Annotated in this window: 24 protein-coding genes; 12 read left to right on the forward strand and 12 right to left on the reverse strand. The window is 67.4% G+C overall.

The window, feature by feature from the left end; translation table 11 throughout:
* Nucleotides 1-683 precede the first annotated feature (683 nt).
* A complete protein-coding gene (locus E1295_RS48610; RefSeq protein WP_166427164.1) occupies nucleotides 684-926 on the forward strand; it encodes a hypothetical protein in 243 nt (80 codons plus the stop codon).
* 92 nt (nucleotides 927-1,018) lie between these two features.
* On the opposite strand, the gene E1295_RS10375 is transcribed toward E1295_RS48610, so the two are convergent.
* On the reverse strand, nucleotides 1,019-1,768 hold the full coding sequence (locus E1295_RS10375) for a TauD/TfdA family dioxygenase (RefSeq protein WP_132630028.1): 750 nt from the start codon (nucleotides 1,766-1,768) through the stop codon (nucleotides 1,019-1,021).
* A gap of 1 nt (nucleotide 1,769) precedes the next feature.
* Nucleotides 1,770-3,011 (reverse strand): MFS transporter, encoded by a 1,242-nt coding sequence (locus E1295_RS10380; protein ID WP_425465335.1) that lies wholly within the window; start codon nucleotides 3,009-3,011, stop codon nucleotides 1,770-1,772.
* Nucleotides 3,012-3,222: 211 nt separating this feature from the next.
* Between E1295_RS10380 and E1295_RS10385 the strand changes: the two genes are divergently transcribed.
* The 5 genes from E1295_RS10385 to E1295_RS10405 all read left to right on the forward strand — a co-directional run bounded on the left by E1295_RS10385 (nucleotide 3,223) and on the right by E1295_RS10405 (nucleotide 9,939).
* Nucleotides 3,223-4,122: an ABC transporter substrate-binding protein gene (locus E1295_RS10385; protein ID WP_220448637.1), complete on the forward strand. Its 900-nt coding sequence runs from the start codon at nucleotides 3,223-3,225 to the stop codon at nucleotides 4,120-4,122.
* Complete coding sequence (locus E1295_RS10390; protein WP_132630030.1) at nucleotides 4,112-4,771, forward strand: iron chelate uptake ABC transporter family permease subunit; 660 nt, start codon at nucleotides 4,112-4,114, stop codon at nucleotides 4,769-4,771. Before E1295_RS10385 ends, E1295_RS10390 begins: the two co-directional genes overlap by 11 nt.
* Complete coding sequence (locus E1295_RS10395) at nucleotides 4,768-5,355, forward strand: ABC transporter ATP-binding protein (RefSeq protein WP_132630031.1); 588 nt, start codon at nucleotides 4,768-4,770, stop codon at nucleotides 5,353-5,355. The genes E1295_RS10390 and E1295_RS10395 overlap by 4 nt, the downstream gene beginning before the upstream one ends.
* Nucleotides 5,356-5,643: 288 nt before the next feature.
* A complete protein-coding gene (locus E1295_RS10400) occupies nucleotides 5,644-9,606 on the forward strand; it encodes an NACHT domain-containing protein (protein WP_132630032.1) in 3,963 nt (1,320 codons plus the stop codon).
* Nucleotides 9,607-9,759: 153 nt separating this feature from the next.
* On the forward strand, nucleotides 9,760-9,939 hold the full coding sequence (locus tag E1295_RS10405) for a hypothetical protein (protein WP_220448638.1): 180 nt from the start codon (nucleotides 9,760-9,762) through the stop codon (nucleotides 9,937-9,939).
* Nucleotides 9,940-10,017: 78 nt separating this feature from the next.
* On the opposite strand, the gene E1295_RS10410 is transcribed toward E1295_RS10405, so the two are convergent.
* Entirely contained in the window at nucleotides 10,018-10,569 is a 552-nt protein-coding gene (locus tag E1295_RS10410) for a TetR/AcrR family transcriptional regulator (protein WP_132630033.1), read from the reverse strand.
* 100 nt (nucleotides 10,570-10,669) lie between these two features.
* Here E1295_RS10410 and E1295_RS10415 point away from each other — a divergent pair, with 100 nt between their 5' ends.
* A complete protein-coding gene (locus E1295_RS10415; protein ID WP_132630034.1) occupies nucleotides 10,670-11,410 on the forward strand; it encodes an SDR family oxidoreductase in 741 nt (246 codons plus the stop codon).
* 145 nt (nucleotides 11,411-11,555) lie between these two features.
* Here E1295_RS10415 and E1295_RS10420 read toward each other — a convergent pair whose 3' ends face one another.
* Together E1295_RS10420 and E1295_RS10425 are read right to left on the reverse strand one after the other, a co-directional pair.
* Nucleotides 11,556-12,761 carry an NAD(P)/FAD-dependent oxidoreductase gene (locus E1295_RS10420; protein WP_132630035.1) on the reverse strand — a complete coding sequence of 402 codons (1,206 nt, stop codon included), beginning with the start codon at nucleotides 12,759-12,761 and terminating at the stop codon, nucleotides 11,556-11,558.
* 46 nt (nucleotides 12,762-12,807) lie between these two features.
* Nucleotides 12,808-13,659, reverse strand: coding sequence for an SDR family NAD(P)-dependent oxidoreductase (locus E1295_RS10425; protein ID WP_132630036.1), 852 nt, complete (start codon nucleotides 13,657-13,659; stop codon nucleotides 12,808-12,810).
* A 278-nt stretch (nucleotides 13,660-13,937) separates the two neighbouring features.
* Between E1295_RS10425 and E1295_RS10430 the strand changes: the two genes are divergently transcribed.
* The 3 genes from E1295_RS10430 (at nucleotide 13,938) to E1295_RS10440 (ending at nucleotide 17,731) form a co-directional block, all read left to right on the forward strand.
* Entirely contained in the window at nucleotides 13,938-14,837 is a 900-nt protein-coding gene (locus E1295_RS10430; RefSeq protein WP_246079960.1) for an RNA polymerase sigma-70 factor, read from the forward strand.
* A gap of 79 nt (nucleotides 14,838-14,916) precedes the next feature.
* Nucleotides 14,917-16,143: a cytochrome P450 gene (locus E1295_RS10435; RefSeq protein ID WP_132630037.1), complete on the forward strand. Its 1,227-nt coding sequence runs from the start codon at nucleotides 14,917-14,919 to the stop codon at nucleotides 16,141-16,143.
* 385 nt (nucleotides 16,144-16,528) lie between these two features.
* Entirely contained in the window at nucleotides 16,529-17,731 is a 1,203-nt protein-coding gene (locus tag E1295_RS10440; RefSeq protein WP_132630038.1) for an MFS transporter, read from the forward strand.
* Nucleotides 17,732-17,787: 56 nt separating this feature from the next.
* Here the strand turns inward: E1295_RS10440 and E1295_RS10445 are convergent, their stop codons facing one another.
* The 3 genes from E1295_RS10445 to E1295_RS10455 are packed head-to-tail and all read right to left on the reverse strand — an operon-like array spanning nucleotide 17,788 to nucleotide 19,888.
* Nucleotides 17,788-18,477: an FAD-dependent oxidoreductase gene (locus tag E1295_RS10445; RefSeq protein WP_220448639.1), complete on the reverse strand. Its 690-nt coding sequence runs from the start codon at nucleotides 18,475-18,477 to the stop codon at nucleotides 17,788-17,790.
* Entirely contained in the window at nucleotides 18,474-18,665 is a 192-nt protein-coding gene (locus E1295_RS10450) for a ferredoxin (protein WP_132630039.1), read from the reverse strand. The genes E1295_RS10445 and E1295_RS10450 overlap by 4 nt, the downstream gene beginning before the upstream one ends.
* Before the next feature lie 17 nt (nucleotides 18,666-18,682).
* Nucleotides 18,683-19,888 (reverse strand): cytochrome P450, encoded by a 1,206-nt coding sequence (locus E1295_RS10455; RefSeq protein WP_220448640.1) that lies wholly within the window; start codon nucleotides 19,886-19,888, stop codon nucleotides 18,683-18,685.
* A 91-nt stretch (nucleotides 19,889-19,979) separates the two neighbouring features.
* Between E1295_RS10455 and E1295_RS10460 the strand changes: the two genes are divergently transcribed.
* Nucleotides 19,980-20,630 carry a TetR/AcrR family transcriptional regulator gene (locus E1295_RS10460; RefSeq protein WP_166427165.1) on the forward strand — a complete coding sequence of 217 codons (651 nt, stop codon included), beginning with the start codon at nucleotides 19,980-19,982 and terminating at the stop codon, nucleotides 20,628-20,630.
* Between the two features lie 79 nt (nucleotides 20,631-20,709).
* Here the strand turns inward: E1295_RS10460 and E1295_RS10465 are convergent, their stop codons facing one another.
* From E1295_RS10465 to E1295_RS10480, 4 genes are read right to left on the reverse strand one after another with little or no spacing between them, the layout of a single operon-like run.
* Complete coding sequence (locus E1295_RS10465; RefSeq protein WP_220448641.1) at nucleotides 20,710-22,254, reverse strand: tripartite tricarboxylate transporter permease; 1,545 nt, start codon at nucleotides 22,252-22,254, stop codon at nucleotides 20,710-20,712.
* Nucleotides 22,255-22,269: 15 nt separating this feature from the next.
* Nucleotides 22,270-22,800, reverse strand: coding sequence for a tripartite tricarboxylate transporter TctB family protein (locus E1295_RS10470; RefSeq protein ID WP_166427166.1), 531 nt, complete (start codon nucleotides 22,798-22,800; stop codon nucleotides 22,270-22,272).
* A 14-nt stretch (nucleotides 22,801-22,814) separates the two neighbouring features.
* The gene (locus E1295_RS10475) at nucleotides 22,815-23,795 is read right to left on the reverse strand and encodes a tripartite tricarboxylate transporter substrate binding protein (protein WP_132630042.1); all 981 of its coding nucleotides are present in this window, start codon (nucleotides 23,793-23,795) and stop codon (nucleotides 22,815-22,817) included.
* The gene (locus E1295_RS10480) at nucleotides 23,792-24,994 is read right to left on the reverse strand and encodes an acyl-CoA dehydrogenase family protein (protein WP_132630043.1); all 1,203 of its coding nucleotides are present in this window, start codon (nucleotides 24,992-24,994) and stop codon (nucleotides 23,792-23,794) included. Before E1295_RS10480 ends, E1295_RS10475 begins: the two co-directional genes overlap by 4 nt.
* Nucleotides 24,995-25,200: 206 nt before the next feature.
* Here E1295_RS10480 and E1295_RS10485 point away from each other — a divergent pair, with 206 nt between their 5' ends.
* Nucleotides 25,201-26,391, forward strand: coding sequence for an acyl-CoA dehydrogenase family protein (locus E1295_RS10485; protein ID WP_132630044.1), 1,191 nt, complete (start codon nucleotides 25,201-25,203; stop codon nucleotides 26,389-26,391).
* The last annotated feature ends 4 nt before the right edge of the window (nucleotides 26,392-26,395 follow it).

The following is a 26,395-nucleotide window of genomic DNA, read 5'->3' on the forward strand; positions in this document are numbered from 1 at the left end:
TGAGAATCATTTTCGCCAGACCATACCATCGCGAGAGCGCACCGATCAGCCCGGCTTCCTCACGAATGTGCCGACGTGACCATCGCTGAACCCCTGGAAGGTGGGGATATGTCCAGCTCAACCGTGTAGTCGGTGCCGGCTCTTGCCAGCGCCGCCGTGATCGGCTGTGCGATCCTGACCGGCCTCAGGTTGCTTGCCGGTTTGGCGCCGCTCGTCGCCGTGGTGGAGATCAGCCGAGAACCTCCGAACGGGGGCACACACGTGCGGCGGGTCATCGCCGTCGCACAGGCGGCCCTGGTCGTGAAGCAATTCGGCACGTTGGCCGGTGGAGGTCACGGCGTCGCGTTGCATGGGTGGCGGCAGGGCCGCCAACCGTCTCGCCGGAGCCTCGGCCTGGCGCTCGCCTCCTGTCTCCAGACGAACAGGAGGTCATCGGCCCCGGGCCGTCCCCAGACTCTTTCTGGCGCTGTCGAAGTGCAGCTCGGAATTCAGAAGCGGCTCAGAGCCAGGAGCGGTATCGAGGCGGCCGGACAGGCCGACTGTCTTGACGAAGCGACCCGATCTGCGAGAGGGTGCTGCCGCTGGGCAGCGATCACGCGGCCGACGAGTATGGGTTCGGCGACGGCCACGTTCGCGGCCAAGGAGGCGAGCTTGCCAAGCAGAGTCCATGGCAGGACTCCCCCGTGGCACCCGTACCGGCCGTCAGCGCGCTCTCCCCCGTGCACGAGCGCCAGATCATGCATGTGAACACCCCCACGCCCGTGACGGACCGCGTCACCGAACCGCCTCCGGGCCCCATCACCCCGCACCTCGCCTTCTCCAACGTGCGTTTCCGGTACGGCACGACGCTGCCCGGCGCCTGCACCACGCTGATGGCCGCCCAACTCACCGGATCCGGACGGAGGTCGGCGCCACCACCACGATGAAGGCCGGACAGCGCTAGCGGGTGTGCCAGAGTCATGCCGTGACGCCCTCGCCCGATCGCTCCCGGCTTGGGAGCGATCGGGCGGCGGCTCCATCAGCGGGCGTCGGCGCTGCGGACGGTCAGGATCCGGACGTGGCGCTCCCCGGTGTGCGCGTCGCGACCGTGCCAGCAGCGGTAATTGTCCAGCACCAGCGTCTCGCCCTCGGCCAGGGTGAACCTGGGCAACGCCGCGTGCATGTCTTGCACCGCCTCGTCGAACCGGCCGATCAGCTCGCGTGTCCGTTCGGCGTCAGGGTCGCGGTGCAGCGGTACGGCCCCCTCGACGCGGCGGACGATACGCCGCCCGGTGCGGGTGTATTCGACGTGCCTGCCGACGCGCGGAGTGGCGGGCAGCCCGCGCACGTTCGCCCACGCTCCATAGAGGTCGACGTCGGCACCGGTGAGGAAGTCCCACAGGTCCGGGTCATGCCGCTGCAGGTTGTCGGCGAAGCGGTAGGCGTCGGCGACGAAGGATTCCCCGCCGGCGTCGGGCGTACGGACGGCTTGGATGAAGACGTAGTCCTCGTCGGGATCCCGCCGGCGGGCAGGTACGCCGCCCACGTCGACGACCACGTCGAAGCTGTCGGCGTGCAGGTGCACCGGGCCTGAGTCGCGGGTCGGCCTGCTGCGGTACGGGAACACCTGCCGCAGCCGGTGCCCCAGCACGAGCGCCGCCGCCACGACGAGCGCGTCCGGAGTGGGCGCGAGTCCGGTGAGGATGACCGCGCCTGTCTCGGCCAGCAGGTGACCGGCACGATCCGGGCTGTGGCCGTCGACGCGGGCCGGAACGACGCCGAAGGACATCTCAACTCCTCCCGCCGCGGGAGAAGTCACGGCTGCTGGGCACCGCGGCGGCTACGGCCGGGGCCAGGAAGCACACCAGCGCGCAGACGGCCAGCACAGGCTCCCAGCCGAAGGCGTCGATGGCGGGCGCGAGGAAGGCGAGGCCGACGGGGGCCAGGCCGTAGGAGACGAGGAAGTCCAGCGACGACACCCGGGCGAGCAGCCGCGGCTCCACCTCGCGCTGGGTGGCGGTGAACCAGGGCACGTTGAACACCTCTATGCCCAGCCCGGCCAGCGCGTAGGCGGCGAACACCACCGCCGGGTGCACCGGCAGCAGCAGGCTGAGCGGCGCGAATCCGTACAGCGCCAGACCGGTCAGCGCGGCCCAGCCCTTGGCTCGCGGCTTCCACCGCGCCACGAGGACGGCCCCGGCGAGCGCGCCGAGGGTGTAGGCGGTGAGCGCCGCCGCCAGGACCGCCTCGGTGCCGTAGCGGTCGCGGCTGACCAGCGGCAGCGCCACTCCGGTGGCGGAGTAGCCGGTGAAGATGACAGCCGCCAGCGCGCCCAGCCCGGCCAGGAACCACGGGTGCCGCCGCGCCTCGCGCACGCCCTCGCCGAACTCCCTGAAGAACCGCGCACGCTCGGCTGCGCGCTCTGGGCCAGGCAGGCCCCGAGGCGGCAGCAGCGCAGCGACCGCCCACAGCAACCCGGTGCCGACCAGCAACCACCAGGCGTCCAGGACGGCCGCCAGCAACGCCGTGCCCGCCGGCGCGACCAGGGTGGTGACGCGCACGGCCAGCGTCATGGCGGCGTTGGCCTGCTGGCGCCGCTCGCCGTCGACCACTTCCGCGGTGAGCGCCTGGAAGGCGGGCCGGCACGCCCCCTGACCGGCGCCGACCACCGCCGCCGCCACGGCCATGAGCAGGACAGAGCGGCCGAGACCGAGCACGATGAACGGGGTGGCGAGCGCGGCGGCCAGCCCGGCCCACAGCACGACCGCCCGCCGCGAGTACCGGTCGGCCAAAACTCCGCTGATCGGCACCGCGACGAGGAAGCCCACGGTGCGGGTGGCCAGCACGATCCCGAGGCCGGCGGCGGTGAGCGTACGGTCCAGCACCGCGAGCCCGAGGACGAAGGGCAGCGCCCAGGTCGCCAGCCCCGAGGCCGTGGTGCCGCACCACAGCCGGATGAATCGCCTCTCGCGCAGGATGGATCGTATGGGAGGCAGGGACGCCTCCGTGTCGGTGGGCGTCAGTGCGGTCACAGCGGTACTCCGTACGAACCTGGCATCGGGGCATTGAGGACGATCTCGACAAGATAATAGTGATAACGACTATCATTCTGAATCTATGAGGGTCTCCCGCAAACCCCGCGAAACCGTGGTATTAGCCGGGCTCGTGCTGCTTCTGACGGCGACCGGCTGCGGTGGCGATGCCGATCCCCCATCACCATCGCCGGCCGCTCCCGCGGCATCAGTGACGGTGGGAAGCTGCGGTCAGGAACTCTCGTTCACCGGCCCTCCGGAGCGCGTGGTCACGCTGGATCAATCCTCGACCGAGACCCTGCTGGCTCTCGGGCTCCAGGACCGGATGGTCGGCACCTCTAACCTGAAGACCAGGGTGGCACCGCAGTACCAGGGCGCCTACGACGGCGTCCCCGTACTCAATCCGAAGATCCTCACCGCTGAGCAACTCCGTGCCGCCACCCCGGACCTGGTCGTCTCCTCCTTCACCGCGCTGTACACCAAGGACCGGGTCGGTACCCGCGAAGAGCTGCACCAGCTCGGGTTGCCCTCCTATGTGAGCGCGGTGGACTGCCCGGATGCCTCCGATTCCAGCCTGACCCCGTTCGACCTGCTGCTGCGGGACTACGAGAACCTGGGCAGGATCTTCCGCGTGGAGGACCGGGCCGCGAAGCTGATCGCCGAGCAGCGCCATGCCATCGATCAGGCGGCCAAGGTCCGGTCCAGCGTGACCGGCGAACCCACAGTTGTCTGGCTGTACTCGGTGTACGCGGGTCTGCCCTACGTCGCGGGGAACGGCGGCATGCCCAGCGCGATGGGCAAGCTGGTCGGCGTCCGCAACGCCTTCGACGACGTGAAGGAGGACTGGCCCGAGGTGTCCTGGGAGGAGATCGCCGAACGTGACCCTGACATCATCGTGATAGGCGACCTGTCCGAGCGTGGAGCGCCCGGCGACAGCGCGGCGGAGAAACTCGGGGTGATCCGCAAGGACCCGACGATGGCACAGCTCACCGCCGTGAAGGAGAACCGCATCGTGGAGGTTCCCGGCATCGAGATGGACCCGTCGGTGCGGACGGTGAACACGCTCGGTCTCTTAGTCGAAGGGCTGCGGAAACACGGCCATGTCCGCTGACACCGTCGACCTGTCGATTCTCCACCCCACCGCCAGAGACCGCCGGTCGCCCGGCGACCCGGGCCCTGCTCCGCCGGACCGTCCGCGGGCGCCCGTACCGGTGCTGTTCCTGGCAGGGATCGGGTTGCTGATCGTCTCCGTGGCGGCCTCGATCATGATCGGCACCTCCGAGGTCAGCGTCACCGATCTGGGCCGCGTCTTCGGCACCCGTCTGGGCTTGCCGGTGGAACCGCTGCCAGGCCTGCGCGACTCGCTGATCTGGGACCTGCGCGTGCCCCGTGTTCTGCTTGCGGCGCTGGTGGGCGCCGGGCTCGCGCTGTGCGGCACGGTGTTACAGGCGGTCACCCGCAACGCGCTGGCCGACCCCTACCTGCTGGGGATCTCCTCCGGGGCGTCCACCGGCGTGGTGGCGATCGTCGTCCTCGGCCTGGGCTCGGGCGCCTTCTCCGTGACCGGTGGCGCGTTCGCCGGCGCGCTGCACCGGGTGCTGCTTCCGTTCACCGCCCTGGCCGGCGCGATTTTCCTGGTTTGGACCGACGCGCTCGCCCGCGTCAGCTTCGCCCCGCAGGAGGTGCCGGTCGGCGTGTTCACGGCGCTGCTCGGCGTCCCGCTGTTCCTTCTGGTCCTGCGCAAGCGAGGTGAGCTGTGAACATCGACGTCGAGGGCCTGTCGTGGGGCGTTCCTGGCAAGACCATCGTCCGGGACGTCACCGTGCGCATCGCCTCGGGCGAGACCCTGGGCCTCATCGGCCCGAACGGCTCCGGCAAGTCCTCCCTGCTGCGCTGCATCGCGGGCCTGCGCAAACCGACTACGAGCGTCATCCGCTACGACGGCCAGGACATCCAGGGCTGGAGCGCCCGCCAGATCGCGCGGCAGGCCGCCTACGTCGAGCAGTCCGCCGACTCCGACAGTGACCTGCAGGTCTCCGACGTCGTCGCGCTCGGCCGCACTCCGTTCCGCAACCCGTGGAAGGCACTCGACCGGACCGACCGACTCGTCATCGACGCCGCGCTGGAACGCCTCGACCTGACCAGCCTGAGATCCAGGGCGTGGAAGACTCTCTCGGGCGGCGAACGCCAGCGCGCCCACATCGCGCGTGCCCTGGCCCAGCAGCCCTGGTGCATCCTGCTGGACGAGCCGACCAATCACCTGGACCTGATTACTTCTTACTCGAACACCGCGCCCCAGGTGGAAGAGTTGCGGCGAGCGTTGGAGTCCCTCATTCACAGGTGAGCGCCTCGTCGCGTCGACCGGGACACACGCTCCAATCCTCACTGCTCATTAATAGAACGTGCGGTGGCCACCTCGAACCTGAAGGTTCGAGGTGGCTGCACTGCTGCCCACACCACCCTGCCACGATCTTGCAGGCCCTCCTAGTTCCGCAACTCATCGGGCATTCGGCTACACAGAGAAAGTGCTTCGTACAAACGTTTGATTACGGCCATCGGCTCTCCAGGCCGGGTTCGGGGAATGTAACGCTTGCGCCGAATCTCGCGATAGCCATGTAACGAGAGGGGAGACATGACCGACTACCGCCTGGATGGGCTCTCTACCCGAACTTTTGAGCACCTCATTCAAGCGTTAGCGGTTGGCGAAATATCAACATTAGTCACCCCATTCGGCGATGGCCCCGATGGCGGTCGCGAGGCCACTTTCGATGGCCTAACCGACTATGGCCCAAAGGACGATAAGTGGTCCGGATACGGCGTTATTCAAGCAAAGTTTCTGAGCCGCACCCGCTCCTCGCGCCACGACGGCCAGTGGGCCCTTAAGGCCTTACGGAAAGAACTGGCAGAATACAGCAAAAAAGACTCCTCACGCAAGATGCCTGCCTACTATATATTTGCCACCAATGTAGTTCTAACCCCAACTGACAGCACAGGCAGCAAAGATCAACTTTTATCACTTCTGCGACAGTTTGCCAACCGACACAATCTGCGAGGGTATGACATCTGGGATTACGACAAGATTCGGATACTTATCGACAGAGACATCAATGAGGGTGTTCGTCGCGCATATGCGGCGTGGATAACACCCGGAGATGTTCTTGCACAACTGTCGGACCACTTAAAGGGAGCAAGCAAGGATTACTATAACCTTCTTGTGAACTTCTTGCAGAAGGAATTAGTCGGAGATCAATATGCACGCCTGGAACAGGCGGGGAATTCCGCCGATGAAGCGATACCTCTCTCGCAAGTATTTATCGACCTACCTACAAGCGTAGAACCCGTAGATGGAGCAAGAGAGCGAGCACACTCTGCTACATCCCGGCAATTTGTCGCATTCATAATTGATGAAGCGCGTAACTTATTCGCTACCTCAAATAATGTTCCAATGCCTCACACGGGGCCCACCCCTGGACGCTATGTTCTGATTGGTGGACCAGGGCAGGGGAAGACTACGGTCGGGCAGTACGTATGCCAACTATTCCGAGCATCGCTTCTTTCGGACGTTTCTCCCGAACTTCTGAGCCCTGAGGCCCGCGAAACGCTCGCCGCCGTAATTTCTACCTGGCAACGAGGAAAGGGATTAACCCAAACGGCGCGCCGCATACCATTTCGAGTTGTTTTAAGTGAATTCGCTGCAGCTCTTGCCGAAAATACTGTGAATGGGCTCCTCGAGTTTCTCGCTCTCAAATTTTCCAAGCGCGCAGGAACAACCGTAAGCCAAGCTCAGGTCCAAAGGCTACTAGAGCAATACCCATGCGTTCTAGTGTTGGATGGCCTAGACGAAGTTCCTGGCTCAACAAATCGCGACGATGTCCTGGGTGCTGTAAGTGATTTTTGGGTAGATGTTGCCACGAGCGAAATAGATGCGCTAGTTATTGCGACTAGTCGTCCGCAGGGATATAATGATGACTTCTCGCCTGCCCAATATAGCCACCATTATCTTATTCCTCTAGATAAATCTACGGCTCTACTTTACGGAAAAAAGCTAGCCGAGGTGCGCTTCGGCAGCGACGATGATCGGTTAGCTCGTGTCTGCTCGCGGCTGCAGCGGGCCGTAGAAACACCAGCTACAGCGCGATTGATGCGCAGTCCTCTGCAAGTCACGATCATCACGTTACTTGTGGATAGGATAGGACAGCCCCCCGAGGAGCGCTGGGCCCTGTTCCGGGAGTATTACAAGCTTATCTTCCATAGGGAGACGGAGCGAGACATTCCTTCAGTACGCGTTCTCAAAGAGAATTCGACTGAAGTTCACGCAATTCATAGGCGAGTCGGCCTTCTCCTGCAAACGGAAAGCGAACGATCGGGTGGGACAGAAGCTCGCTTAACTACTGAGCAATTCACAAAGATGGTTGAAGAGTATCTTATCGAGGAGGGCTATGAGGGCGAGGCTCTCGTCCAGCTAAAAAAGGATATTATAGAGGCCGCTGGACAGCGGCTGGTATTCCTTGTAGGCCTTGAGCTGGGACAAGTAGGTTTCGAGATTCGCTCCCTTCAAGAGTTCATGGCCGCCGAAGGGCTCATGGAAGGCAGCGACCACGAAGTGCAGGCGCGCCTCAAAGAAGTGGCCGCATCAAGTAACTGGCGCAACGTCCTGCTCTTCGCCGCAGGTCGCGTATTCGAGGAACGTCAATATCTTCGGGACACGATTGAATCTATATGCGTGAACATGAACGACGATCCCGATGATCCGATATCGCCGACAATCTTGGGAGGGTCCGACCTGGCATTAGATCTCCTCGAAGATGGGCCAGCTCGACGCCAGCCGAAGAAGCGTGGGTCGCTCACTCGACTTGCTCTACAATTGCTGGACAAGCCTGGAGCGCACACGGTCCGTAGGTTAGCCGACATTTATCTTCCGCAGACTGATGCTATATTCATGCAGGAGATAGAAAAGCGCTTGGAAAGCAGGAACGAGATCAGCCTCAGGAGCGCGTGGCAATGCCTTGCTCTATTACTAGACCAATCTGAGTCCAAGGTAGCGGAGGCAGGTAGGGCTTTTATTATAGACAATATTTCTCGCCCCGACGTATTCCGTTCTCTCATTAACGCCGAAGGGATACAAGACGAATGGCTCGCCGATCGCTTGCTTGAAGAGTTCCCGAGCCAAGCCGCTATAGGGCCGGTCTTGGAATCATTCTCAATGCCACACGCTCATCAGGAACCACGCACGTATGGGCCGTGGTTGCTATCGAAGGCTCCCCCTTGGCTCGCGTGGTATGCGAAGTATGAGCTTGGCCATTTTCTTTCACTGAGTGAGTCGCATGCCGTCACTGTAAATCTTAAGCAGGGTGGCAGGCTCATTGGGAGTCTAGCTAGCCTAAGGTCAGCGCATCCATCTCGATCGAGTAACCTAGTTCCGCCTCCCGACTTTCCAACTTCGACCCCCGCTTGGAGGTGGATAAAGGATGCCGGCGACTTCTGCCTGAATCCTAATCATGAAATGTTGGCGAGTCTAATAAATGCACTTGGCGATCCTTTCTTGGCCCAGATTATCAGTAGGCAAGCTTATCGGCGCTATCCCTGGCCACTCGCTGAGTGTCTGAATGCGGTGAGCGCCGGAGCAGCTCCGAGCGCGGTGGCTGAATGTGTACACTCAGGAAAGTTCGGAATGTCCGGTGATTGGATCCGTTTAGAGGAAAGATGGCATCGAGAGGGACTGGACATCTCGGAGCTGCTCGATGCTGAGCCAATTCTGACTTTGGATGACGAACCACACTTGTATCTGCTCCCTATACAGTCGATGATGGGCCCTTCGCGTATCCAGAAGTCGGCTATTCCGAACGTGGTAAGTGCCTACACTGCTGCTACGCCAGGGCCCATCCGTAACATGTTAGGGCACTGGTTAATCGAACGCGAAATCGAAGCACTTCTGAGGGGAGCTCCCACCCGTCGAATTCCTCATCTAGACAACATTATCTATGACCTACTCGCAAAGAATTCCTATGTTACTAGCATGTTGTGGGAATTCCTTGGAGTGCTTGATCTAACAGACAGGCGGTGGTCCGATAGTTTTGCCACACTCGATCCGGGAGATGCTCTATACTTCTTTCCTGGACGTCGCGACAGGCTTGCCGAAAATATTGAGCAGATATTCGCCAGTAATACTCAACTCCAAGGCCTCTTGATTCCACTTTCGCAGACTGAGCGAACAGACTCAAGCGCTGGTCGGTTGATCCAAGCGCTTGCAGAAAATCTTTCGGATACTGATACACCGGCGGTTCGCTGCGCAAAGCTTCTGATACTGCTGCAGAGCGGCTTTGATGTGGCTAGCCTGCAACACGAGATTGCTCCTATTCTAGTTAGCTCCCCTACGGTTGCAGTCTATTTCGCTGAGGCGATCTCGAGTCGTGGCGGCCCATATTCTCGCGACAGCTCTGATCTCGTTTCACTGCTGTCTCTCATGCCGGAAGGGTCGATCAAGAGTCTTTTGAGCTTTTTCCAGATCATGGGAAACCGGCGGCGGAGCCGCTTGGGTGAACGTGAAGTTTGGTCCGCACTCGGGTTGCCTGGGCACCTTCTCGACGTGCTGTAATTCCAGATTCTGATAGCTGATTTATCTAGACGGCGATGATACGTGTAATGCCTTGTCTTTAGTATCCGTCAGAAGCCCGCCATTTTCCGCTCGGTCCTCGACGGCTACGTCGCAGGAGGCGGAGCGCTGCCGCCGTGGGGTCCGAGCTGGTTCGTGTTCTTGGTCAGCGGCTGGCTGGGGCACACGCGGTGGAACATCCTGCGCTGCCTCGCCGGGGTCGAGGCCGGCACCGGCCCTGACCTCGCGCTGTCGCACGAGTCGGTACGCGACGGGGTGCGCGGCCTCCCCCAACTGTTCGGCCGGCTTCCCGAACTCGAGGCGCTGCTGGGGTGACAGTGACCCGCCTTGGCGCCGGGTGCTCGGCTCGGACGCCTGGCGGGTGCCCACCGCGGCACGCACAGCGGAACCCGGTCAGGGGTGATGGCGCAGGCCGTCAAGGATGACGCGCAGGAGGCGGTGGGCGCGCGTGTCCCACTCCGCGGGCTCCAGGCGGGTCAGATAGCCGATGAGGAGGATGACGTCGCGGGCGTCGATGTCGGGGCGGATGGTGCCCCCGGCCTTGCCCGCGTCGAGGAGCGTGGACAGTGCCTCGCCGATCGGGCCGAGGCTGTGCGCGGACAGGTCCTGCCACAGCCCCGCCTCGACGGCCGCGAACACCCCTTGCTTGATCTTCGCGTACTCGGCCACCCGGTCCAGCCAGCGGGCCAGGGCGGGCAGCGGCGAGTGCTCGGCGAGCAGGGCCGGCGCGGCGGCCACGAGGTCGTCCACGTCCTTGCGGTAGACCTCGGCGAGCAGGGCCTCCCGGGTCGGGAAGTGGCGATAGAGGGTGCCTTGCCCGACGCCGGCCCGTTTGGCGATCTCATTGAGTTTCACCTCTTCCGCGTTCGCGACGACCTCTCGTGCGGCCTGGAGGATCCGTACGCGGTTCTCGGCGGCGTCGGCTCGGCGGCGGGGTGCGTTCATCGGTCCTCTGCATGACGAGTTCGGTTAAGCGGACACGTGTCCGGTACGGTGGGAGCAGCCAACCGGACACGTGTCCACTTTATTGCGGAGGATAACTTTTATGTCAGCCATCATGGGCAGGGTCGTGGCCATCACCGGGGCGAGCAGCGGGATCGGCGAGGCCACCGCGCACCTGCTCGCCGAGCGGGGCGCCGCCGTCGTGCTCGGCGCACGGCGGACGGACCGCCTCGACCGGATCGCCGGCCAGATGCGCGACCGTGGCGGGCGCGCCATCGCCCGCGCCGTGGACGTCACCGAGCGCGAGGACCTCGAACGACTCGTCGGCCTGGCCGTGACGGAGTTCGGGCGGCTCGACGTGCTGGTGGGCAACGCCGGCATCAGCAAGATCGGTCCTGTGGCCGACCTCGACGTGGCCGGCTGGTCGGCGATGATCGACGTCAACCTGCGCGGTGTGCTGCACGGCATCGCCGCCGCGCTGCCGGTGTTCCGCGAGCAGGGGCAGGGCCACCTCGTGACCACGGTGTCGACCGCCGGGCTGAAGATCACACCCACCATGGCGGTCTACGCCGCGACCAAGAACGCCGTACGTACCCTCCTGGAAGGGCTGCGGCAGGAGTCGACCGACGGCGTGTTGCGGACGACGGCGGTCTCACCGGGCTACGTGCGCACGGAACTCGCCGGCTCCATCGACGACCCCGAGGTCCGTGAGGAGATCCGCCGCAACATGGACCGGTACGCCATCGCACCGCAAGCGGTCGCCCGCGCTGTCGCCTTCGCCATCGAGCAGCCGCCGGACGTGGAGATCGGCGAGATCGTCATCCGCCCGACAATCCAGGATTGAGCCGGCCGCACGTCGAGGCCCCAGTTGGCCTCGACGTCGGCAGCGTTCAAGCCGAGGCCGGAGCTGGGGCCGGGGTGATCGTCGCGCAGGTCGGCGACGGCCCGAGACATCGATCAGGGGCGGTGTCGGCCGCGCGGATCACACTCTACGAGGCGGCGACGCGACCTGCCTTCTCGGCGATCGTGTCCGGTGCGGCGGCCAGGCGGTGCTTGCGCTTGGGCAGGCCGTATGTGGGATGGGAGGTGGCCCACAGGGCCGTCCTGAGGATGCTCTCCTTGACGTACGCGCCCTTGCGGCCACCCTGGTACGTCGGTTTTGCCCGCCCTTCGTCGTCGATCGACTGCATGATTCCGTCCCGCCGCCCGAGGCTGATGTGGTTGTAGGTGTAGACCAGCTTGGTGTGGGTGATCGTGCGGCCGGTCAGGCGTCCCACGATCGCCTCGATGGCCTGCCGGCTGGTGTAACCGGCCGACGCGCAGGACATCGGCATCGGCCGGCCGTTGTCGCCGATGGCATGGACACTGTCGCCGATGGCGTACACGTTCGGGTGCGAGACCGAGCGCATGGTGCGGTCGACGACGATCCGGCCGTTGCCGGTGACCTCCAGCCCGGCGGCGGTGGCGAGGGGAGGGACCGCGAAGCCGGCCGTCCACACGGTCGCGTCGGAGGCCAGGGTGGTGCCGTCGGCGCACCGCACCCTCGTCGCTTGGACGGCTTCGACGCTGGTGTGCTCCACGACGGTGATGCCCAGCCGGTCGCAGGCCCGGCGCAGGTGGGCGCGGGCTCCGGCGGAGAGCCGGGCGCCGAGCTCGCCGCGGGCGATGAGCGTCACCGACAGGCCTGGCCGGGCTTCGGCGATCTCAGTGGCGGTCTCGATGCCGGTCAGCCCGTCACCGACGATCAGCACGTTCCCGCCTGCGCCCAGCCTGTCCAGGCGTTCGCGCAGGCGCAGCGCAGAGGGCCGGCCGGTGACGTCGAAGGCGTACTCGGCCACGCCGGGGACTCCGTGGTCGGCGACGTGGCTGCCGAGCGCGTAGACGAGGGTGTCGTAGCCCAGCTCGCCGCCCCCTCTGTCGGCGTCGGCCACGGAGACGACCTGGCGCTCGGGGTCGATGGCAGTGACGCGGGCCAGGCGCAGCCGGATGCCCGTGTTCGCGAAGACGTCGGCGAGCTTCGGAGCCTCGATCTCCTCGCCGGCCGCCACCCGGGGCATCCGCATGCGCTGCACGAAGTGCGGCACGGCGTTGACCACGGTGATCTTGATGTCCTTCGGTGACAGCCGGCGGACCAGGTTCCCGGCCGCGTAGGCCCCGGCGTAGCCGGCGCCGAGGACGACGATGCGGTGCTTCATGTGGTGCTCCTGTCGGTCGGTTGCGGTGAGCAGGCTTGGCCCTGGCTCACCGATCTGCCTTGTCAGGGGTGCCGTGCGCCTGTGCGGAGAGGTCCTGCCAGTCGGCCCAGGTCTTGAGCCGGTCGGCGTAGACCTGCTGGAGCATCGGGTAGAAGCCCTGCCCGAAGAGCACCCGCAGGGGCGGGGTGTCGGAGTCGACGATCTTCAGGAGTGCCTGGGCCGCGGCGGCCGGGTCGCCGGCGGGCTGCTTGCCCGCGAACGAGGCGATACGCCGGCGGAGGGCGTCGTAGTTCGGGTCGGGCTCGGCCAGGTGGCCGTTGGCGAGGGGGTCGGGGTTCTTGCCGTCCCGGGTGGCGAAGCCGCCGGGCTCGATGATGGTCACCTTGATGCCGAACTCGGCGACCTCCTGGGCGAGGGATTCGTTCAGCGCTTCCAGGGCCCACTTGGAGGCGCTGTAGGCGCCGCTGAGCGGCATCGCCATGACCCCGGCGGCCGAGGACAGCTGGATGATGTGCCCCGAGCCCTGCTCGCGCAGGCAGGGCAGCGCGGCCTGGATCACCCACAGCGCGCCGAACAGGTTGGTCTCCAGCTGGTCGCGCAGGTGCTTGGCGGTCAGCTCCTCGACCGCGCCGACCTGGGCGTAGCCGGCGTTGTTCACGATGACGTCCAGACGGCCGAAGTGCTCGGCGGCCCGCTTCACTGACGTGAAGACGGCGGCCTCATCGGTCACGTCCACCTCCAGCGGAAGCACGGCCTCGCCGTAGGCGGTGGCCAGGTCGTCCAGGCTTGCGGCGTTGCGGGCGGCCGCGGCCACCTTGTCGCCGCGCGACAGGGCGGCCTCGACGAACTGACGTCCGAGGCCTCGGGACGAACCGGTGACGAACCAGACCTTGCTCATGATGGCTTTCCGTTCCTCGTTCCTGCGGTGGCGGCTGCGCGGGGGCGGGGCCACCGTCGACAGTGGTGTGCCGCGTACGACGTTCGCGCGGCCTCCTGACCATGCGGCGCCGCAGCCCCGAACTTTGTGACAGCGCGGCCATATGACGTGTGTCACCGGGCACGGGTGTCACACAACGGTGGGCGCCGGCGCCTTATGCACAGGGCAGGAATGCGGTGAGCAGGCAGGAGCCGGGCATGGACGAGCGCAGGCACACGACGAGGGGCACAGCCGAGCCGATGGCCGGCGACGGCCGGACGGACCCGGCGACCGAGGCGTTCCTCACCCATCGCAACCTGCTGTTCACCGTCGCCTACGAGATGCTCGGCTCGGCGGCCGACGCCGAGGACGCGCTGCAGGAAACCTGGCTGCGGTGGGTCAAGGTCGACCTTGAGCAGGTGTCCGACCCGCGCGCCTACCTCGTGCGGATCACGACCCGGCGCTCGCTGGACCGGCTGCGCACCATGAGGCGCCTGAAGGAGGACTACGTCGGTTCCTGGTTGCCTGAGCCGCTGCTCACCGCGCCGGACGTGGCCGAGGACGTCGAGCTCGCCGAGAGCGTGTCGATGGCGCTCATGCTCGTACTCGAGACGCTCTCCCCCACCGAACGCGCCGTCTTCGTGCTGCGCGAGGTCTTCGGCATCAGTCACGAGGAGATCGCGGCCGCCGTCGGCAAGAGCTCCGCCGCCGTGCGTCAGATCGCGCACCGTGCCCGCCGGCACGTCGAGGCCCGCCGCCCGCGCGAGGCGGTCGACCCGAGCCAGGCCCGGGCGGTGCTGGAGTCGTTCCAGCGCGCACTCGAAACCAGGGACCTGCAGGGCCTGCTGGACGTGCTGGCCCCGCAGGTCGTCCTGCTGAGTGACGGCGGCGGCGTCAAGCAGGCCGCGCCGCAGCCGATCACCGGTGCCGGGAAGGTGGCCCGCCTGATCGTCAACGGTCTCGGCAAGGCCCAGATCGCGCTCGCCGGCGAGCCCACCGTGGTCAACGGCAACCCGGCGCTCCTCGTCCGCGTGGACGGCGAGATCGACGGCGTCATAGCGGCCCGGGTCGAGGACGCCCGCATCACCGGCCTCTACTACGTCCGCAACCCGCAGAAGCTGACCCGTATCGCATCGGAGACCTCGCTCACCCTGCGATGAACACCGGCAACGAGTTCACGCCGCCCGGGGCCGCCACGAACACCCCACACTCCGTCAGATCCATTACTGGAGGTCCTTCATGACGACGAACAGCGTTACCGGCGAAGCCACCGACGTGGAGCTGCCGGTCGAGCGTGGCTGCCCGTTCGCCGCGCCCGCCGCCTACGAGCAACTGCGCGAGCAGGCGCCGATCAGCAAGGTCCGCCTGACCAGCGGCGGCGAAGCGTGGTGGGTGTCCCGGCATGAGGAAGCCCGCGCCGTCCTCGCCGACCCCCGCTTTTCCTCCGACCGGCGCAACGACGGCTATCCGCTCTTCAACGTCGATCCCGCGACCCTGCAGTTGCAGCGCAGCCAGCCGCCGGTGATGCTCGGCATGGACGGCGCGGAACACTCCGCGGCCCGCCGCCCGGTGGTCGGCGAGTTCACCGTCAAGCGGCTGGCCGCGCTGCGCCCGCGCGTCCAGGACATCGTCGACCACTTCATCGACCAACTGCTGGCAGCCGACCGGCACCCGGTCGACCTGGTGCGGGCGCTGTCCCTGCCGGTGCCCTCCCTGGTGATCTGCGAACTGCTCGGCGTCCCCTACACCGACCACGACTTCTTCCAGAGCCGCACCACCATGATGGTGAGTCTGACCTCGCTGGAAGACCGCCTGCGAGCCTTCGCCGAACTGCGCGCCTACTTCGACGACCTGGTCACCCGCAAGGAGTCCGAACCCGGCGACGACCTGCTCGGCCGGCAGATCGCCCGGCAACGCCAGGACGGCGCCCTCGACCACACGGCCCTGGTGAGCCAGGCCTTCCTGCTGCTGACCGCCGGACACGAGACCACCGCGAACATGATCTCCCTCGGCGTGCTCGGGCTGCTCTCCCACCCGGAACAGCTGACCCTGATCAAGGCCGACCCGGGCAGGACGCCCGCGGCCGTGGAGGAACTGCTGCGCTACTTCTCCATCACCGACACGGTCACCGCCCGGGTGGCCACCGAAGACGTGGAGACCGGCGGGGTGAGCATCAAGGCCGGAGAGGGCGTCATCGTCTCGGCCCTGTCGGCCAACCGGGACCCGGCGGCGTTCAAGAACGCAGCCGAACTGGACATCGAGCGCGGAGCCCGCCATCACCTCGCCTTCGGCTACGGCCCGCACCAGTGCCTCGGCCAGAACCTCGCCAGGATGGAACTGCAGATCGTCTTCGACACGCTGTTCCGCCGCATCCCCGCCCTGCGGCTCGCCGTACCGACGGAGGACGTTCCGTTCAAGGACGACGCCGTCGTCTACGGCATCCACGAACTCCCGGTCACCTGGTGAGCAGGACATGATGCGCATCATCCTTCGAGTCGGCTCCCGGCCGGTGCGTCCTGCCCGAGCCCGGCCGCGTCTGGACGTACATCACGATCACTGGTCCGTGAGTTCGGCCGGGTACCGACACGAATCCCGGACGCCGACAGCTTCAACGGCGACCGACCAGCCAGAACCCGTCTCGAAGGGAGGTGTGGGCCATGCGACGCGATCCCATCTGGAGCTGATGAGGTGATCCCGCGGTGGAGTGGTGGCGGCTGCGACGCGCAGGCGGGCCATCACCCACCGCGGAGGCCGGTGCCCGCCCGTGCGGGCTTGTGAAGCGGGGCAGGACCTGCCGAGTGCGGGTGCGTCGAGGGCGGCGAGGACAGCCGAGAAGGATCGGGCGGGATCGATGTACGCCAAAGTGCTCGCGATCGGCGAGTTTCGCGGCTTGTGGCTGGGCGGGTTGCTGTCGCGAGCGGGCAGCCAGCTGGCGCGCGTCGCGCTGGCCGTCCTGGCCTACGAGCGCAGCGGCTCGGCCGCCGTCACCACGCTCGTCTACGCGATGACGTTCGTGCCCGCGCTGGTCGGCGGGCCCGCGCTGGGCTGGCTGGCCGACCGCTACCCGCGGCGCGAGGTCACGATCGCCTGCGATGTGATCAGGACCGTCCTCATCGGGGCCGTCGCGCTGCCTGGCCTCCCGCTGCCCGCGTTGTGCGCCCTGGTCTTCGCCTCCCAACTGCTCGACTCGCCGAGCAGGGCGGCGCGCATCTCGCTGACCCCCGACGTGCTGCCCCGCGAGCTCTACCAGACCGGAGTGGCGGTCCACCAGCTCAGCGACCAGGTCGTGACGCTGCTCGGCTTCGCCGGCGGCGGCATCGTGGTGGCGCTGGTCGGCGCGGACACGGCCATCCTCATCAACGCGGCCACGTTCGCCGCCGCCGCGATGCTCACCCTGGCCACGGTGGCCCGCCGCCCGGCAGCCGCAGGAAAGCAGCCGATCTCCCTGCTCGGCGGGCTGCGGCTGGTGGCCGGGCATCGCGCGTTACGCAGCCTGCTCGGCCTGGCCATGCTGTCGGGCTTCCATGTCATCCCCGAGGCGATCGCGGTGCCGTACGCCGCCTCGTTCGGCCTGGGCACCGCCGAAGCCGGGCTCCTCATGGCCGCCCTGCCCGCGGGCAACGTCATCGGCGTGTTCGTGCTGTCCAGATTCCTGTCCGAAGCACGGCGGATGGCGTTGATGGCCCCTATGGCGGTGGCGGCCAGCGTGCCCCTGGTGGCCAGCGCGGCGGACCCCGGCTACGTGCCCTTGCTGCTCCTGTGGACGGTGTGCGGGGTGCTCACCGGCTACAACGTGGCGGCCAACGCGGAGTACGTGAGGATCGCACCGACGCAGAGCCGGGGGCAGGCGGTCGGCCTGGCCTCCTCCGGCATGGTCGCAGCCCAGGGGCTGGGCATCCTGCTCGGCGGTCTCCTCGTCGAAGCGGCCGGACCGGAGCACGGCCTGGCGATCGCCGGCGCCGCCGGGCTGGTCGCGGGAGTGCCGGTACTGCTGGCCTGGAACAGAGCCACCCGCTCTGGTCCGCGCGACCAGCCCCAGAACAGCTCTCTGTGAACTCTCGATGTGCACGGCAACGACTTCCTCCGTGTGGAAGCCCACGCCTGGTCAAGCTACGTACGAGCCTCAGCAGGAAACTCGGCCTGCTCGACGATCAGGCGGCGGGCTTCCCGCAGCTGCTTCGGCATGCCGGCCCCGATGGCGCCGACCACCCGACCGTCGCGGCCGTACACCGCCACGAATTTGCGCTCGGACAGATCGCCGTGCCGCACCCCGAGGTCGCAAGTTTCGTCGAAGTGGCCGATGTCGCGAGCCACCGCGGCGGCCTCGGCGCCGATGAACCCGGCGCCGATGACCACCATTCGCGATCGCGGCCGCATCCGCCGTCGCAGTGCCAGCGCGTCGTCCAGCGTGCGCAGATGGTGGACGCCGGCCAGGTCGTCTCCGGGCAGCCGCCGTGGGGCCGCGCCGGTGGCGATGATCAGGCCGTCGTAGGCGACCGGCTCGCCTTCGGCCAGCGCGATCTCACGCCGGCACGGATCCAGGCCGGTCGCGGTGGTGCCCAACCGCAGGTTCAGGTCCAGCTCGGCCAGCTGTTGGGCGCTGCGCAGCCACAACCGTCCGGGTTCCCACAGGCCGGACAGCAGTTGCTTGGACAGGGGCGGCCGGTCATAAGGCAGATGGGATTCGCTGCCCAGCAGCGTGATCCGGCCGGTGAAGCCGCGTTGTCTCAGGGTGTCCGCGGCGCTGATCCCCGCCGCGGACGCGCCCACGATGACGATCGTGTCCACAATGGTGATCACTCGATCGAGATCGCCCGGCCTGGGCACACCAGGACCGCCTGCCGGACGGCTTCGTGTTGCTCCGCGTCAGCATACGGTCGCAGCAGGACCGAGAGCCCGTCCTCCTCCCCCTGATCGAAGAGCGCAGGGGCGGTCAGCACGCATTGGCCCGAGCCGCAGCATTTCTCCCGGTCCAGAATGATCTTCATTTAGGTGTCCCCTTCGGCTACCAGGTCACCGGCAGCCGGTGGATGCCGTAGACGAGCGCGTCGTGCTTGAACGGCACGCGCTCCACGGGGTCTGCCAGCGCCAGGTTCGGGATCCGTGCGAACAACGTGTTGAGCACGATCTCCAGCTCCAGCCGGGCCAGGTTCTGTCCGAGGCACTGGTGGATCCCGAAACCGAAGGCCAGATGGTGGCGGGCGCCGCGGTCGACGTCGATCCGGTCCGGGTGCGCGAACACCTCCGGGTCGTGGCTGGCGGCCGCGGCCGCCACGATGACGCCGTCGCCGGCGCGGAAGGCGATGCCGTCCAGTTCGAAATCCTCGACCACCACCCGGGACGTGGCGTTGTCGACGATGGAGTGGAACCGCAGCAGCTCTTCGACCAGCTGCGGGGACTGCTCGGGCCGCTCCAGCAACCCGGCCAGCAGTTTCGGATCGTCCAGCAGCGAGGCCACGCTCAGCGAGATCATGTTGGCGGTGGTTTCGTGACCGCCGACCAGCAGCAGCAGCCCGATTCCGGTCATGGTCTCGCGGTCGTAGGCGTCGATGTCGCGGTATTTCGCGATCAGCCGGCTCAGCAGGTCCTCACCCGGCTCGGCTTCCTTGCCCACGACCAGGCCGTTGATGTACTGGCGCAACCACAGTGCGGTGTCACGTCGCTGCTCGGCTGTCGAGTTGCGACTGAGGATGATCTTGGTTCTGCTCTGGAACTGGCCGCGGTCGACGTAGGGCACTCCCAGCAGCTCGCAGATCACCAGCGACGGCACCGGCAGCGACAGGGCCTCCACCAGGTCGGCCGGCCGCGGTCCGGCCAGCATGTCGTCGATGGCCCGGTCGGTGATCTGCTGGATCTCCGGCCGCATCTGCTTGACCCGCTTGACGGTGAACTCATTGGTCATCATGCGCCGGTGCTGGGAGTGCTCCGGCGGGTCCATGGCGACGATGGTGCCCTTCAGCGGCACCGAGGCGACCCCGGGGACCAGTTGCGGGAACCCGGGGTTGGCGCGGTTCGAGCTGATCTTGTTGCTGGCGAGGAACTCCCGCGCCTGGGCGTGCCCGGTGATCAGCCACGCCTGCTTGCCGTCCTGCAGGGTCACCCGCGAGATCGGTGCTTCCCGCCTGACCTGTTCGTACTGCGGTGGCGGGCCGAAGGGGCAGGAGCGGGGCATCGGGTATGCCGGGGGAGTTTGGGTGGCGGAGTGTGTCATGAGGTCACCTCTCGAGATAAGAAACCATTGGTTTCTTGTTCTCACGATAGGCTCGGCGACTAGGAAACGCAAGGTTTCTTGGGGAGCTGTGATGCCGAACACACCGAGGACAGACCCGTCCACAGCCGCGACCATGTCGCGCCGCCGGGGAGCCGAGCTCGAAGACGCCATCCTGGACGCGGCCCGCGAAGAACTGGCCGAACTGGGTTACGCGAAATCCACGATGAGCGGCATCGCCAACCGGGCCGGCACCAGCAAACCCGTGTTGTACCGACGCTGGAGCAGCCTGCCCGAGCTGGTGCTGGACACCCTGGGAAGCCGGTTCGCCGACGTGCCGGTCCCCGACACCGGCGACCTGCGCGACGATGTGCTGGCCCTGTTGCGCCAGGCGCAGACGAACCTCGCCAACACCCGCCGCGACACCGTCTCCGGACTGATCGCGGACACGGCCAACGACCCGCGGCTGACACAACGCTTGCGGGACCTCATCGCCGGCTCCACCCTGTCGAACGCCATGGCCACCGTGCTGGAGCGCGCGGCCGAACGCGGCCAGATCCCGCCCGGCCCCTGGCCGCGCCGAGTGATAACCCTGCCGATCAGCCTGCTGCGCGACGACTTCGTGGTCTTCGGAATCCGCCCATCCGATGCCGACCTGACCGCTGTCACCGACGAGGTCTTCCTTCCGCTCCTGGGTTACGCGTCACCTTCCAGCGCGGTCCGGGACAGCGAGCATCGAGGGTGATACACGTCGCTGAGCGAGCAGGTCCCCGGCATGACGTGGGCTCAGCCCACGTGGTGCACGGGCGGCTTCGAGCAGCTCGTCACCCGCCGGGTGTGGGCGTGCGCTGGTCCGTGACCGGACCGGGGCGTTGCCTGGCAGCTCTTCGCGCGCGGAACGCTCGCTGCGCCGGCACGAGCACGGCCAGGGCGACGAGCCCGAGGATGACCATCGTGACGGGCCGTCCGAGGATGTACCCGGGGTTTCCGTCGGAGTAGGCCAGGGTCTGGCGCAGCGAGACTTCGAGCGTGGGCTGGAGGACGACCGCCAGCACGAAGGGCGCCATGCTGAACCCGGCCCGGCGCAGCACGAATCCGATCAGTCCTGCCACCAGCATGACCACGACGTCGAACATCGAGTTGTTCTCGGCGTACACGCCCACGACGCACAGGCCGATCACGAGCGGCATCAACGTCTGCGGCGGGATGGACAGCAGGCGGGTGAAGAGTCCCACCAGCGGAAGGTTGAGCACCAGCAGCATCAGGTTGGCGATGTACATCGCGGCGATGACGGTCCAGAACAGGTCGGGCTGGTCCTCGACGAACGTCGGGCCGGGAACGATGCCGTTGAGCAGCAGGGCCGCGAGTACGAGTGCCATGGTCGGCGCGAACGGGATCCCGAGCGCCAGCAGCGGCACGAACGCCGCCCCCGCCGCCGCGTTGTTGGCCGCCTCAGGGCCGGACACTCCCTCGACCGCCCCCTTGCCGAACTTGCCGGGGTTCCTGGAGATCTTCCGCTCGACGACGTACGAGGCGAACGTCGACAACACAGCGGCCGGGCCGGGCACCAATCCCAGCAGGAAGCCGATCACCGAGCCCCGCACCGCCGCGGGAGCCGCCTGACGGGACTCCTGCCTGCTGGGCAGAAGCTCCTTGAGCCGTGGGGCCTTGACGGGCTTCGGGCGCCAGCGCCGGCCGACCATCGTGAGCGCTTCCGCCACGCCGAAGGCCCCCATGACCAGGGCGATGAAGCTGAAGCCCTCGGCCAGGGTGTCGGACCCCATGGTGAACCTCAGGTCGCCGCCGGCCGGGTCGATCCCGACCGTGCCGATCGCCAGGCCGGCGCAGATCATGACGATGGCCTTCGCGGCGGAGCCCTCGGCGAGCGCCGCCAGCAGCAGCAGTCCCGCGACGCACAGTGCCAGGTATTCGGGCGGACCGAGCTTGACCGCCATCCCGCTCAGCCACGGCGCCGACATCATGAGACCGAAGATGGCGATGGTGCCCGCCAGGAACGACGACAGCGCCGCGATGGTCAGCGCGGGGCCCGCTCTGCCCCGTTTGGTCATCTCGTGGCCGTCGAGCGCCGTGACCACCGACGACGCTTCACCGGGTACGTTGAGCAGGATCGAGGTCGTCGACCCACCGTACGTCGAGCCGAAATAGATCCCGGCGAAGAGGATCAGCGATCCCGTCGGACCCAGCTGCGTGGTCATCCCGAGCAGGACCGACATCGCGCCGATCGGCCCGATGCCGGGCAGCACGCCGACCATCGTGCCGAGAACCACGCCGACCAGCGCGAGGATGACGTAGGTCGGATCGGCGAAGGCGGCGAAGCCCGTGCCGAGGTTGTCGATCGCGTCGCCCACGGGGCGTCCTTCCGTTCAGAACAGGCCGAGCATGCCGGCGGGCAGGGGGACCAGCAGCCAGCGCACGAAGATCAACCAGGTGGCCGCGCCGAAGGAGAAGCCGAAGATCACGGCGCTGCTCCACCGGGAGACCCCCATGACCTTGGCCATCAGGACCAAGGAGACCGCCAACGTCACGATCATCCCCACGATGTCGCCCACCGCCGGCACCAGCAGGGCGGCGGCCAGCACGCCGGCGATCCGCCACCAGCGCACCTCGCCGCCACGCTCACGCTCACCATCGCCATCACCGTCCGCGTCGCCGTCCGCGTCGCCGTCCGGGGCGTCTTCCGGCCGGGTGGGGCCGGCCGGCGTCCGCCGTCGGCTCTGCAGCAGGACGACGGCGCTGGCGGCGACCAGCGCCAGCGCGACGACGAAGGGGAAGAAGCCCGCTCCGCTGTCCGCCATCGTCCCCAGGCCCTCATCGAGGGCCAGCGCGCCGTACAGCAGGCCCAGCACCAGCAGCGACCCGCCGGCGATCACATCCGGCTTGGCGATCCCTCGCACAAGACCCGTTCCCCTCATTTCGGCGCGATCAGGTTCGCCGCCTCCGCGGTCTTCTTGGCCAGCCGCGCCTTGGCCGACTCGCCGTCGGCTCCGCTGACGACGAGCCCCAGCTTCCGGGCCGCCTCGGCGAACTTCTGGCTCTTGACCGCCGAGCCGAACACCTCGCTGAGCTTCCGCTGGACGTCGCCGGGCAGGCCCTTCGGTGCGATCAACACGTTGTAGGCCTCCCACTCCAGGGCGACGTCCTGCTGGGCGAAGGTCTGGATGTCGGGGGCGAGCTCGATGGGTTCGGCCGCGGCGATCCCCAGCGCGCGAAGCTTACCGGCCTTCAGCTGCGCCATCCCGCCGGCCAGCTGCATGACGCCCACGTCGACGTTGCCGCCGAGCAGGGCCGTGACGGTCGCCTGGTCGCCGTCGAACTTGACGCGCTTGAACCGCGTACCCGTCAACTGCTCGAACTTCCCGGCCGGGATGGCGTAGTTGAGCGGCCCCTCGGCGATCGTGATGGCCCCGGGACGGGCCTTGGCGGCCGCGACCAGATCGCCGATGCTCTTGTACGGCGAGTCGCCGGGAACCACGAACAGCACCGGCGACGTGGTGACCTCGCTGATCACCGAGATCGCCGCGGGGTCGTAGGAGACCTCCTCGGTACGCGGGAGCAGGGTCAGCGGGCCGTCCGGCACGAGGCCGATCGTGTGCCCGTCCGGTTTGGCGCTGAGCGTCGCCGTGGTGCCGACCGAGCCCGCGCCGCCCTCCCTGTTCACCACCTGAACGCGCCGGCCGAGCTTGCCCTCGCCGTTGACGACCTCGACCAGCGAACGAGATGTGGCGTCGATGGCGCTTCCGGCTGGATAGGGCACGATGAGCTGGATGTCCCGTGTCGGATAACCGCCCTGGGACGCGGGCGCACCGCATGCCGCGGTGACGAGTACGACGGCCGCGAGGAGCGCGGGCAGCGCGGCACGTCCGCGTCTGCCGGCCGGAAGAATACTCATGGGGCACCTCCTGGGAGGGACAGGGGAGGATGGGTTCCCGGTCCGATGGCGGCCGTGGCGACGATCGGGTCGTGCCAGCCGTCGTCGCCGAAGTCGTAGGCGTCTCGGTGGAGCCGTTTGAAGAACAGGTGCGCGCTGTGCTCCCAGGTGAAGCCGATCGCGCCATGGAACTGCACCGTCGCGGCCGACATCCGGCGGGCCAGGTCGGCGGCGCGGCTCTTGACCACCGACGTCATCAGCACGGCGTCGTCGCGCCCGGTGTCGTGGGCGTGGGCGGTGTACCATACCGCGTCGGTGATCGTCGTCCAGGCGACGTACAGCTCGGCCAGCTCGTGCTGGATCGCCTGGAAGCCACCGATCGCCCGGCCGAACTGCCGGCGCCCGCGAAGGTGATCCAGAGTGATCCGCATGGCCGTGCCCGCGGCGCCGACCAGGTCCGCGCTCACGAGCACGGTCAACCGCTGGACGATGCGCTCGAAGACGTCGTCGTCGGCCCAGCTCAGCGGCTCGGCCGGCACCTCGGTCAAGGTCACCCTGGCCGCACGCATGGTCGGGTCGACGGGCTCGACCGGGCGGATCGACACTCCGGGATGTCCGGTCGCCACGACGAACACCGCGGGTGTGCCCGCCGACGTGGCGGCGACCAGCAGGATGTCGGCATCCTGCGCATGGCCGACGATGCCGGCGTCGCCGCTGAGCACCCGACCGGCGGTGGCGGTGCCCACGCCGCCCGTGAGCGCGCCCGCGGCGCTGCCGGTGAGCTCGCCGCCGACGGTGGCGGTGACGGCGATGCCGTCGCGGTCCCACGAGCCGCCCGGAGCGCGCAGGGCGGTCGCGCCGACGAGTTCGCCCGCGACCATCGGCGCGAGCCAGCGGCGGCGCTGCTCCGGGTCGGTCGAGGTCGCGAGGACGTCGCAGGCGGCCATGGCCGTTCCGACGCCCGCCGGCGCGAGGCCGGCGCCCAGCGCCTCGGCGACCACGGCGAGGTCGAGCAGCCCGAGTCCGAGACCGCCCTCCGACGGCGCGGCCGTCACCCCGAGCCAGTTGAGGTCCGCCGCCGCACGTCGCAGGCCGGCGTCGATCCCGGCCGAGGGCGTGTCGGCGTACTGCGCCACGCGCGCGAGATCCAGGTGACGGTCGAGCCAGCGCCGTACGGCGCCGCCCATCGCCACCTGCTCCTCACTGAGCCCAAAGTCCATGTCACCGGTCCACTTACGCGAATGGCACACAGTTCACAATGCATGTGTGAAGTACGTCAAAGACGTGAACTCAACCCGACTCATCGCATTTCGCAATGAGTCGGTCATGGGTTTTGCTCTTTGACGCTCCAGGACGACGGTGCTCAGGATGGGCGTGCGCGCAGGGCCGGATCGGACGCCGGATCGGACAAGGAGTGGTGCACGGCATGGATCTTCGATACTCGTCGGCGGCGGAGCGGTTCCGGCGGGAGATCCGCCGGTGGCTGGAGCAGTCCGTGCCGGCGAGGTGGCGTCATCCGCGCTTCTGGATCGACCGGGACGGGAGCGAGGAGTCCCTGGAGCTGCGGCGACGCTGGGAGAAGGACCGCTTCGACAACGGCTTCGCCGGCGTCGACTGGCCCGTCGAGTTCGGGGGCCGCGGAGCCGATCACGAGATCCGGGCGGTGCACGACGAGGAGATGGCCCGGGCCCGCGCGCCGATCGGCCCCTTCCTCGGCCTGACCTACCTCGGCACGGCGCTGCTCGGTCCCACGCTGCTGCGCTACGGCACCGACGTGCAGAAACGTACGATCCTGCCGCGGATCCTGTCCGGCGACACGATCTGGTGCCAGGGGTTCTCCGAGCCGGAGAGCGGCAGTGACCTCGCCGGCCTCTCGACCAGCGCCCGGCGCGACGGCGACGTGCTGGTGGTCTCCGGTCAGAAGACCTGGACCTCGCTGGCGCGCCACGCCGATGCGATGTTCGCCCTCGTGCGCACCGATCCGAAGGCGGAACGACGTCGCGGCATCACCTTCCTGCTGATCGACCTGACGCTGCCGGGGGTGCAGGTGCGGCCGATCCGTCAGATGTCCGGCTCGCACGAGTTCGGGGAGGAGTTCTTCGACGAGGTACGCGTGCCCGTCGACGGCAACGTGGTCGGCCGGATCGACGACGGCTGGGCCGTCGCCCGCTACCTGCTCTCGGTCGAGCGGAACGCCTCGCCGATCAGCCAGTACGTGGAGTTCGCCCACGAGCTCGACGACGTGATCGCCGCGGCCAGGAACACCAGGAAGGACGGCCGGCCGGCCATCGAACACCCCCGGATCCGGGCCCGGATCGCACGCTGCCGGGCCGACCTGGAGCTGCTCCGCGTCCGCGGCTACCACACGATCTCCCGCACGGCGCGGGGCCAGGACCTGGGCGCCGACGCCTCCGTCACCAAGCTGCTGTGGTCACAGACCCGGTTGGCGATCGCCGATCTGGGCGCCGACGTCCTCGGCGCCGACGGCCAGCTCAGCTCTGACGGCGGGCATCTCGGCTGGCGCCACCTACACGTACGAGGTCAGCGGATCGCCGGGGGCACCGCGCAGATCCAGCGTACGATCATCGCCCGCGACCTGCTGGGCCTCCCCCGATGAGCGG

This window comes from Nonomuraea mesophila, assembly GCF_004352805.1.
Taxonomy (GTDB): Bacteria; Actinomycetota; Actinomycetes; order Streptosporangiales; family Streptosporangiaceae; genus Nonomuraea; species Nonomuraea longispora.

Excerpts from the sequence above, each read along its gene's own strand:
- E1295_RS10375 (WP_132630028.1), bottom strand. The coding sequence starts at position 1,768 with ATGTCCTTCGGCGTCGTTCCGGCCCGCGTCGACGGCCACAGCCCGGAT.
- E1295_RS10390 (WP_132630030.1), top strand. The coding sequence starts at position 4,112 with ATGTCCGCTGACACCGTCGACCTGTCGATTCTCCACCCCACCGCCAGA.
- E1295_RS10400 (WP_132630032.1), top strand. The coding sequence starts at position 5,644 with ATGACCGACTACCGCCTGGATGGGCTCTCTACCCGAACTTTTGAGCAC.
- E1295_RS10410 (WP_132630033.1), bottom strand. The coding sequence starts at position 10,569 with ATGAACGCACCCCGCCGCCGAGCCGACGCCGCCGAGAACCGCGTACGG.
- E1295_RS10415 (WP_132630034.1), top strand. The coding sequence starts at position 10,670 with ATGTCAGCCATCATGGGCAGGGTCGTGGCCATCACCGGGGCGAGCAGC.
- E1295_RS10420 (WP_132630035.1), bottom strand. The coding sequence starts at position 12,761 with ATGAAGCACCGCATCGTCGTCCTCGGCGCCGGCTACGCCGGGGCCTAC.
- E1295_RS10425 (WP_132630036.1), bottom strand. The coding sequence starts at position 13,659 with ATGAGCAAGGTCTGGTTCGTCACCGGTTCGTCCCGAGGCCTCGGACGT.
- E1295_RS10430 (WP_246079960.1), top strand. The coding sequence starts at position 13,938 with ATGGCCGGCGACGGCCGGACGGACCCGGCGACCGAGGCGTTCCTCACC.
- E1295_RS10435 (WP_132630037.1), top strand. The coding sequence starts at position 14,917 with ATGACGACGAACAGCGTTACCGGCGAAGCCACCGACGTGGAGCTGCCG.
- E1295_RS10440 (WP_132630038.1), top strand. The coding sequence starts at position 16,529 with ATGTACGCCAAAGTGCTCGCGATCGGCGAGTTTCGCGGCTTGTGGCTG.
- E1295_RS10450 (WP_132630039.1), bottom strand. The coding sequence starts at position 18,665 with ATGAAGATCATTCTGGACCGGGAGAAATGCTGCGGCTCGGGCCAATGC.
- E1295_RS10455 (WP_220448640.1), bottom strand. The coding sequence starts at position 19,888 with ATGACACACTCCGCCACCCAAACTCCCCCGGCATACCCGATGCCCCGC.
- E1295_RS10460 (WP_166427165.1), top strand. The coding sequence starts at position 19,980 with ATGCCGAACACACCGAGGACAGACCCGTCCACAGCCGCGACCATGTCG.
- E1295_RS10475 (WP_132630042.1), bottom strand. The coding sequence starts at position 23,795 with ATGAGTATTCTTCCGGCCGGCAGACGCGGACGTGCCGCGCTGCCCGCG.
- E1295_RS10480 (WP_132630043.1), bottom strand. The coding sequence starts at position 24,994 with ATGGACTTTGGGCTCAGTGAGGAGCAGGTGGCGATGGGCGGCGCCGTA.
- E1295_RS10485 (WP_132630044.1), top strand. The coding sequence starts at position 25,201 with ATGGATCTTCGATACTCGTCGGCGGCGGAGCGGTTCCGGCGGGAGATC.